This window comes from Marilutibacter aestuarii, assembly GCF_006546775.1.
Classification (GTDB): domain Bacteria; phylum Pseudomonadota; class Gammaproteobacteria; order Xanthomonadales; family Xanthomonadaceae; genus Marilutibacter; species Marilutibacter aestuarii.
In genome coordinates, this window is record NZ_VICE01000137.1 from 1 (window position 1) to 10016 (window position 10016).

The 10016-nt window shown below is 64.4% G+C and carries 3 protein-coding genes and 1 tRNA gene; 2 read left to right on the forward strand and 2 right to left on the reverse strand.

The window, feature by feature from the left end; translation table 11 throughout:
- Positions 1–297: 297 nt before the first annotated feature.
- On the reverse strand, positions 298–783 hold the full coding sequence (locus tag FKV25_RS14290; protein WP_141519467.1) for a hypothetical protein: 486 nt from the start codon (positions 781–783) through the stop codon (positions 298–300).
- Positions 784–898: 115 nt separating this feature from the next.
- Positions 899–1948: a hypothetical protein gene (locus tag FKV25_RS14295; protein WP_141519468.1), complete on the reverse strand. Its 1050-nt coding sequence runs from the start codon at positions 1946–1948 to the stop codon at positions 899–901.
- Positions 1949–2270: 322 nt separating this feature from the next.
- On the opposite strand from FKV25_RS14295, the gene FKV25_RS14300 reads away from it, so the two are divergent.
- Positions 2271–2344, forward strand: a tRNA-Lys gene (locus FKV25_RS14300).
- Positions 2345–2634: 290 nt separating this feature from the next.
- The coding region (locus FKV25_RS14305; RefSeq protein ID WP_170218656.1) for a beta strand repeat-containing protein at positions 2635–10016 on the forward strand (7382 nt) is incomplete at its 3' end.

Consider the following 10016-nt stretch of genomic DNA (forward strand, 5'->3'; position numbering starts at 1 on the left):
AGTACGTCTTCACATAGGTCTCGATGTCCATGATCGCTCCGTACTCGCGCACGAAGCGGGTGAACTCTGCTTTGACCAGGGCGGAGTAGCACATGTTCTGGGGTCACCATTGTTGAGGGGTTTACTTTCACGACCCCTAAGCCAAAGGCGGGAGCAACAAGCAGAACGTAGTTCTCAAAGCTGGAGAATCGACTCTTACACATCCCTGCTGGCATCAGCCCAGCTTAAAGCGAGATAGCATTTCAAGGATGGAAATGGCGTGGCGACAGGGAATTGTCTGGATTGAATCAGGCGAGGCTATTCGCGCCTATACTTATTACGTGTTTCTTCGGCTTTTATTATCATTTCATCTGAAAGTGTGGCGGAATGAAGTTCGAAAATTTGTAGTGGCAAGAGTGCTGTTCTGGCAAGCGTGATCAACATGAACCCGCCAATTATCCCTGCTGCGACATCCCCAATCAATTCTGGGAGTTCCAGGGTAAAAGCTACTAACCAAAAAATGCAAAAAACGGTAACAAGAAGTGCGGTCGACAGCGTAATTGTCTGTGAGATGAGTAGGTATTTGATTCGAACGGTGTGCGCCTTAAGCTGCTCAAGAGTCAGCGCTCCCATGTTTCCCACTGTGCCAGTGAAGAGCATAAGGGCAACAATGAAGCCAACCTCTAGGGCGCTAAATGCAAGGATTGCTCCAATGAAGGTTCCAACCATGCTCTCTTTCGCCTGAGTAGATCCAAGTGCTACGCTGAAGGCTGGAACAAATCCTGCGATAAATAGGCCGAACATCCATATTCTTGAATTGGATCGTTCCCTAGCATTGCGATTCTCTATTGAGCGGATTTCCGAGAAGACATCGTGCGCAGTAATCCACTCGGCAGGTGCGCTCCTCGCTACTATGTCCCTAAGAGTTCGTAGTAAATGAAACGGTCGCATGAGTTGTGAAGTTCCCATTGTCATCAATGAGTCTCCATTGTTCTGGGTCTGGCGATCTGAGTTCGTCCAGGTACTGCCAAAGTCCATTGACAATGTCGCTGGTGTGAAGGACGCCGGCAGAATCGATGGTTACATCAATGGGTTTGCGGACTTTAAACTTTCCAAGAGTACGAATTCGGTTGCCATGTACGAGTTCCAAGGTGAGCGCTTCTATTGTGGAGTCGTCTTCAGAGAATTCGTCGACCGCGCCCAGAACAGAATCAGTATCGAGAGGTTCGTCGTCCGCTTCCCACTTCGCATGAAATTTACTGGCATGTGGCATGGCGTCTAAGTTTCCACGCAGTCGCGATTGCCAACTATCGTCTTCACCCGGAGTTGCCTCGGCGACGCGCATGTACACAGTTGCAACTCCGCCGCCACGCTCAATCTCCCGTCGGAGGTCGTTGGACATCACATCCATCAACTCTATACCAGGCCACGTTGGCGTCTTGTGGGGGGGCTCGCCCGGCGGCCGTGGCGGCTTAAGACAGTTTTGAATTATGAGCCGACTAAGGAGCTGTTGAGCAGCGCCGTAGCCGCCCGTGCCCTTCGGACTGTCCAAGATGATCGTCTCACCCAATGCGACGCCGCGAATCACATTGCTGATCGCTCGCGCGTGCCTTCCATCATGAGGGAGTGTCGCGTTCTCAAGGGGTGGCTCTGCCTGCGAGTAGTCAAGCGTAATCTGCTGATGCGCTGCACCGTGCGTGTAGGTTCCCACTTCGAAGTAGACGCCCTTCATATCGCCTGTAGTCCGCGGGCGAACGTCAACCAAGAAGGAGCAAGAGGTTCCTGCCGCGAACGGTTCGCTGGGATTTGGAAGGGGGTGATGCCTCTGAGCCCAATGGGGCTTCAAGGCTTTGATCCTCTTGAGAAGGTCGTCAATCGCAGGATAGGCAATCGGTTTACCTTTTGATGTTCGTCCCTTAAACCTCACGCGCTTCATCTGCAGGGCTCGGCTAATGACCTTGGGCGGCATGTGTCATCCTTCTCGAATGCGGGCAAGTACATGGGCAACTGTGACGAGTGTCCCACTGCCTGAATGTACCCCTCAGGGACATATCGCCGCAATCTAGATGCTCGCGCTGGCAGCGAACGACTGGCGGGCAAGGGTGTCCCGAGTCGGCTGGGGCCCATCAACTACCTTCCGTTTGCGCGTCTCCTCGGCTCGGTGGCAACGAGCGGTGGATCCCATTGCGAGTGCCTGGACGGTATCGCGGGGGACTCCCGAAATAAGTACGCGAAATGCCCGTGCCGCGGCGGCCACTGGGGGGTGGCTGCAGAAAAAATTTGTCCCTACTGTGTTGGTTCTGTGGGAGATTGGCCCGGACTTTTAATCCGCTGGTCGTTGGTTCGAATCCAACACGACCCACCATGCCAGGGCGGCGATGCCCGTTGCAGCGACACCCTTTCGCTGGAGTGGGCGCCCGTGCCGGAGCAGGTCTCGGCCTGCGTCCAGGCGTTACTGCGCCCGTGTCTGTCGTCACGCGGTGTATGCGCCCGTTCAGGTAACACTCATGTATAAGTGGCGCCTGAAGCGGCAGGCAATGGCGTGGATGCCGGGCAAGGTTGTGACGGGAGCCGGGTCGCGCCCGGCGGGTGAAGGGAGAGGAGCGACGCCCGGTGCTGGGGCGACGTCGAGCAGTAGGCAATCGGGGAGTTGCGGTGTCCGAGTCGTCGGCAGGCAAGCGGTCCAAGGTGCCCTGGAGGCAGTCCTGCCTCGCCGCGTTCCTGTTCCTGCTCGGAACGCCGCTGGCGCATGCGCAGGCGGACATCGGGGTGACCAAGACCGACGGTGCGACGACCTACGTGCCCGGCGGTGTCTCGGTCTATACGATCGTTGTCACCAACAATGGTCCCAACGCCACGACATTCGTCTCCATCGAGGATCCCGAGCCGTCCCAGACGAGCTTCAGCTGGACATGTGCTTCCAGCGGCGGCGTCGCTTGCCCCTCGGCATCGGGTTCAGGCGAAATCCTGGAGGAAACCGGCGCTTTTCCGGTGGGCGGCGTCCTGACCTACACGGTCACGGCCACCACGCAATCCACCCGCACAGGCCCGCTCGTCAACACGGTATTCGTGGCGAACACGTCGTCTTCGGACCCGGTGTCGGCGAACAACTTCGCCAGCGACACCAATGTCGTCGAGCCCCAGGCAGACATCGTCGTCACCAAGGACGACGGCAGCGCGACCTATGTGCCCGGCGACGATGTCGTCTATACGATCGTGGTGACCAATAACGGTCCGTCCGATGCCGTCAACGTGCGAGTGCAGGATCCGGAGCCCACCGCCCCCGTGGCGGCAACCTTCACCGGCTGGACCTGTACGGCGACCAATGGTGCGACCTGCCCGGCGACGAGCGGTACCGGCGGCCTGGACGAGACCGCACCGACCCTGCCCAACGGGGGTGTGCTGACATACACGGTGACCGCCACGACGCCGCCGGACGCGACGGACAACCTGTCGAACCTGGTCCTGGTCACTGCGGACTCCCCGGACCCGGACATCGCCAACAACGCGGTCGAGGACGTCGACACGGCCGAACCCTCGGCCGATCTTTCGATCGCCAAGTCGTTGGCCGACCCAAATCCCGCGGTGCCGGGCGGGCCGGTGACGTGGACGCTGGAGGTGAGCAATGCCGGCCCGTCGACGGCGCCGCTGACCGGGACCGACACCATTCCTTCCAGTGTCACCAACCTGGTGTTGGGCGGTCCCGATGCGTCCGCCTGCTCGATCGCAGGGCAGGTCCTGACCTGCAACAGCACAGGGCTGGTGCCGGGAGACACCGCCACGGTGACTGTAACCGGGGATCTTGAAGTCACGGCCACCGGGACGCTGGACAACACCGCGGAGGTGGCTGCGACCGGTGGCGTGACCGATCCCGATGCGTCCAACAACAGTGCGACATCGAGCACACCCATCGTCGAATCGGTCAGCAGCACCACCAAGACCGCGGCACCCGCCAGCGGTACCCCGGTGGCAGTGGGGGACGTGCTCACCTATACGCTGACCACGACGATCTCCGACGCGCCCGCGACCGCGGAGATCCTGCTGGTCGACAACCTGGATTTCGGCCTGACCCTGGTCGGCGGCAGCCTGCCCGCCGGCTGCCAGGCCGTGGGCCAGCTGGTCACCTGCACGGTGCCGGTGGGCACGCCGGTGGGCGACGCGGTCTTCAGCTACCAGGCCACGGTCAACGACAGTGCGCTCGGCTTCGTCTCCAACAGCGTCGTCAGCGACAGCGGCGATTGCCTGTCCTGTACGACCAGCCATCCGGTCAAGCGGCAGGTGTCGATCATCAAGTTGTGGGTCGATGCCATTGCCGGCGACGCCGTCGACCTGACCCTGTCTGGCGATCCTGCCGATGTCCTCGACATCGTCGACGGGAGCTCGACGGCGCCCCTCGCCGCTACCCCTGCGACGGCGAACGTCGTCGCGGGCGCGACGGTCGACTTCGCCGAGGCCTTCACCACCGGCAGTCCCGGCAACTACACCACCGAATACCTGTGCGCCGAGAGCCCTGGCGGTGCCACGATCGCCAGCGGTACCGGTGCCTCGGGCAGCTTCACGATGCCGGCCGGCTCCGAAGTTGCGTGCGAATTCATCAACCGCCGGGAGCCCGTGCAGCTGTCGGTGGCCAAGCAGTGGGCCAGCGCGCTGCCGGGCGACACCGCCGACCTCAGCACCAGCGGCTTCACGAACAACGTGTCGTTCACCTCGACCGCGGACTCGACGGGCAACAACGTCTCCATCGGCACCCCGGTGTCGGTGTATCCCGGCGATAGCGGCAGCATCGACGAGATCCTCGGCAATCCGGACAACTACACGGCGAGCCTTGCCTGCTCCGGCAATGCCCAGCCCCTGGCCGGCAACACGCTGACGATCGATCCCGCCGACACCGCCATCGACTGCACCTGGACCAATGAACGCAAGGCGGTCAACCTCGTCATCCAGAAGACCTGGCTCAATGCGGCCATCGGCGAGGCGGTACAGGTGACGGCGACGGGCAGCGCGACGTCGCCGATCGCCCTGGATTCGGTGGCCGACACGTCGACGGAGACGGACAACGCGCAGTTCCAGGTGTTCTCCGGCGAGACCCTCACGCTGGCGGAGACGTTCGCCGTCGCCGCGAACGGCGCCAACTACGACCAGGCCCTGGCCTGCACGGGCAATACCCAGGCCCTGAGCGGCAACGCACTCACGGTCGATCCGGCCGACACCACCATCACCTGCACCTTCACCAACACGCGCCTGTCGGCCACCCTCCAGCTGGCCAAGGCCTGGGGCCCGGGTGCACTGACGGGCGACACCGCGCAGATCGGTGCAACGTCCGGTCTCGTCAACAACACGAGCCCGTTCTCGACGCCGGCGCCCCTGCCGGAGGACAGCGGCGCCGCCGTCACCGTGTATGCGGGCGAGCAGGCCTCGTTGCCCGCGGAAACGATGTCCGTGGGCAACCTCGACAATTACGGGGTCACCCTGTCCTGCAACGGCGGCGCGCTGTCCGGCAGCGATGGCAAGTCGGTCAACGCGCTCGACATCCAGCCATCGGACGCCGGCACCAACATCGTCTGCACCTACACCAACGACCGTTTCCCGACCACCTTGACCCTGCAGAAGGTCTGGCTGAACGCGATCGCCGGCGATTCGGTCGAGATCGCCGCCGACCGGCCAGGAGGCGGCCTCGGCAGCGCCAACGTTTCGTCGAGCGCGACTGGCGGCGCGAGCCAGACCGACACCGGCGCCACGGTGGACATCTACGCCGGCGACGTCATCCAGATGCTCGAGTCGTTCGGGAACGGCACCAGCAACAACTACGACATCGACATCGCCTGCACCAACACCAGCGGCTTCGTGCCGGGCGGCTCGGGGGTCGGCGGGACCCTGACGGTCGCCCCCGCCGATGGCCCGGTCACCTGCACCTGGACCAACGACCGCAAGAGCGCCCAGCTCATCGTCCAGAAGGTATGGGCGGGCCCGAGTCCCGGGGCGACCGTCGACATCCCGGCCAGCACCGGCTTCACCAACAACACGCCGGCCTTCAGCTCCGACTTCCCGACGACGACGCAGGTCGGGCCGGTCGAAGTGTTCGTGACCGAAGTGGGCGCGCTCGGGGCGGAAAGCTTCAGCGTGGGCGATCCCGGCGATTTCGACAGCTCGCTGGCCTGCGACGGGTCCGACCAGAACCTGGCCAATGGCCTTGGCATCAACGTCGCGGACGCGAACAACACCATCACCTGCACCTACAGCAACACCTTCGTCCAGCGGCCCGAGCTGACGGTGGACAAGAGCAGTGCCTCGACCGTGACCCAGGCGGGCGACGTCGTCACCTACGACATCACCGTGACCAACACGGGCAACGTGCCACTGGATGACGTCGCTGTCTCCGATCCCCTCCCCGGACTCGTGCTGGGCACCTGCACCCCCGCGCTGCCCGCCGACCTTGCGGTGGGCGCCGTCATCACCTGCAGTGCCACTTACCAGGTCACCCAGGCCGACATCGACCGCAACGGCGCCAGCGACGGCAGCGACGATGACACCATCAGCAACACCGCGACCGCGGCGGGCACCACGGATGGCGGTGCCCCGGTCACCGACGACGGCAGCACCGACGTGCCGTTGCCGGCCCAGGAGTTCACCGCCGACTTCACCAAGGACGGCGTGCTGGTCGACGACGTCGACGGCAGCGGCCGCGGCAGCGCGGGCGACACCATCGGCTATACCTTCACCGTCACCAACACCGGCAACAGCACGATCGCGTCGGTCACGATCAGCGATCCACGCCTGCCGGGCCTGAGCTGTGATCCCTCGGGTCCGATCCTCCCCGGCGAGACCGTCACCTTCGGCGTCTCACCGCCAGCCGACGTCAACTGCACCGGCGCGACCTACCTCATCACCCAGGCCGATATCGACAACCAGGGCGACGACAGTGCCCAGGGCCGCGACGTCGACATCGACAACACCGCGACAGGCAGCTTCGTTGGCCCGAACGGCGGCTCGACCAGCCTGGACGCCACCGACCAGGTGCCGATCGACCTCGCGCAGCCGCTCATCGACATCCAGAAGACGGCCAACCCGACCGCCGTGGACAACGCCGGCGACGTGGTCACCTATACCTTCGTCGTCACCAATCCGGGCAACGTGACGATCGAGGACGTCACCATCGTCGACGGGCTGCCGGGCCTGGGGCCGATCACCTGCGGCGCCGACAGCCTGCCGACGGACCTTGCGCCGGGCGCACAGCTCACCTGCACGGCGCAGTACACGGTGACCCAGGCGGACATCGATGCCGGCAGCGACATCGTCAACACCGCCGAAGCCGCGGGCAGCTACAACGGCGATCCAGTCGATGACGACGACCAGGAGATCGTCGACGTCAACCCGGGTCCCGGCCAGGCGGAGATCTTCAAGACTGCCGACAAGACCGTGGTCACCACCGTCGGCGAGATCGTCACCTATACCTTCACCGTGGAGAACGCGGGCGCGCAGACGCTGCTGAACCTGCAGGTCACCGACGACACGCTGCTCGGTGCGGGACTGGCCTGCGACACGATCCCCGACCTCGCCCCTGGTGCGTCGGCCACTTTCGACTGCACCGGCAACACCTATGCCGTGCAGCAATCCGACATCGACGACCAGGGCAACCCGGTGGTCGAGAGCGGCGAGTTGGTGAACACGGTCACCGCGCAGGCGGAGTACATCGATAACGGTTCCACCGTCGTCGGCACCGACTCCGACAGCTGGACCGTGGACCTGCCGCCCCGCGGCCCGCAGATGGAGGTCGTCAAGTCCTCCGACGTCGCGTCGGTGAGCGGCCCCGGTTCGCTGGTCACCTATACCTTCTTGGTCCGCAATCTCGGCAACGTGACCTTGCTGGACCTCGAGGTCTCCGACCCGCTGCTGACCGGCCTGGCCTGCGATCCCATCGCCACGCTCGCGCCGGGCGACAGCGCCACCTTCACCTGCACGGGCAACGTCTACACCGTCACCCAGGCCGACATCGACAGCGGCAGCACCGATTTCGAGCCGGGCGACAACCAGATCGACAACCGTGCGACGGTGACTGCCGGCGTGCCTGGCGGCACCAGCCTGCAGGCCAGCGACGAGAACGAGGTGAACCTGCCGGTCCACCAGCCATCGATCAGCATCGACAAGAGCGCGGACGTCGCCACGGTCACCGCCATCGGCACCATCGACTACGGCTTCGAGGTGACCAACACCGGCAACGTCACCGTCAACGATGTCGACGTCAGCGACCCGACGCTGGGACTCGCGTGCCCGACCTGGCCGAGCCTTGCCCCGGGAGAGTCGGTCACGTTCGGCGGCACTGGCGCGGATGTCGTCTGCACGGGCACGACCCGCGAGGTCGACCAGGCCATCCTCGATGCCGGCGGTTCACTCGACAACACCGCCAGCGTCGCCGGCCAGACCGTGTCCGACGGACCCGTGGGTGCCAGCGACCTGCTGCAACTGCCGATCGACCAGAACCCGGGACTTGCCTTCGGCAAGCAGGCCGACGTGAGCATCGTCAACAATCCGGGCGAGGTCATCACGTACGCGATCACCGGTACCAATACCGGCAACGTGACCCTGCAGGACGTCGACGTCGCCGATCCGCTCGTCGCGGGCACGCTGGTCTGTACCCCGCCGACGCCGATCGCGGCGCTGGCACCGGGGGAGGGCTTCACCTGCAGCGGGACCTATGCGGCGACCCAGTCGGACTTCGACACCCAGGGCGGTGGCGACGGCTTCATCGAAAACCAGGCTTCCGCCAGCTGGTCGGGTGGAAGCGCGGATGCATCCGCGAACGTCGAGGTGGCGCCACAGCGGCAATCGCTCGACCTCAACAAGACCGCGGGCACCCCGACCATCGACCAGGGGCTCGATGCTTCGGTCACCGATGCCGGGGATACGATTCCCTACACGTTCGTGGTGGAGAACACCGGCAACGTCACGTTGAGTGCGATCGCGATCACCGATCCCAACCTCGATGCGCCGGCCGTCTGCGACAAGGCGGACATCCCGGCCACGTCGCCACCGGATTCGGTGACGACCTGCACCGGCGTGCATACCATCACCCAGGCCGAGATGGATGTCGGCCAGGTCACCAACAGTGCGACGGCGCAGGGCACGCCGCCGGGCAGCAGCCGGATCAGCTCACTACCCGACACCACCATCACCACCCTGGTCCGCGACGCGGCCATCGAACTGACCAAGACCGCGGCAGCCCCCACCCAGAACCTGGGCGCGTTGCCGACCGTCACCGACGCCGGCGACCAGGTGACCTACACCTTCTCGGTCCAGAACACCGGCAACGTCACGCTGCGCCAGGTCGATGTCGCCGACGCGCTGATGCCGGGGACCAACCTGGTCTGCACGCCGACGCAGCTCCCCCCGGGTGCCACCGCGGCATGCGGCAGCGCGACCTACACCCTTGCCCAGGCGGACATCGACGCCGGGATCGTCACCAACGACGCCACTGCCACCGCCATCGACCCGAATGACGCGCCGGTGTCGGACGACGATGCGGTCGATGTCCCGCTCGACGCGATCCCCGGGATCTCCCTGGCCAAGAGCGCGGCGCCGGCGACCGTGTCCACGCTGGGCGAAACGGTCACCTACTCGTTCCTGGTCAGCAATGCCGGCAACGTCACTCTGGATACGCTGGTGATCACCGAGACGGCCTTCAGCGGGACGGGCGCGGTGTCGGCGATCAGTTGTCCGTCCACCACGCTTGCCCCTGGGGCCAGCACCACCTGCACCGCGAGCTACGATGTGACCCAGGGCGACCTGGACGCCGGCGAGATCACCAATGCCGCGACCGCGACCGCTGGTACGCCGGGCGGCCCTGACGTGACCAGTGAACCGTCCAGCGCGGTCGTCACGGTCGACGAGGATGCCTCGCTGGTGCTGGTGAAGACGGCGACGCCGACGACGGTGTCGGCGGTGGGCGAGCCGGTGACGTATTCGTTCGAGGTCAGCAACGCCGGCAACGTCACCATCGATACGCTGTCGATCACCGAGACGGCATTCAGTGGCAGCGGCCC

Bases quoted from the DNA above. Each gene is read 5' to 3' on its own strand.
- FKV25_RS14290 (WP_141519467.1), bottom strand. From the start codon at position 783: ATGTTCGGCCTATTTATCGCAGGATTTGTTCCAGCCTTCAGCGTAGCA.
- FKV25_RS14295 (WP_141519468.1), bottom strand. From the start codon at position 1,948: ATGCCGCCCAAGGTCATTAGCCGAGCCCTGCAGATGAAGCGCGTGAGG.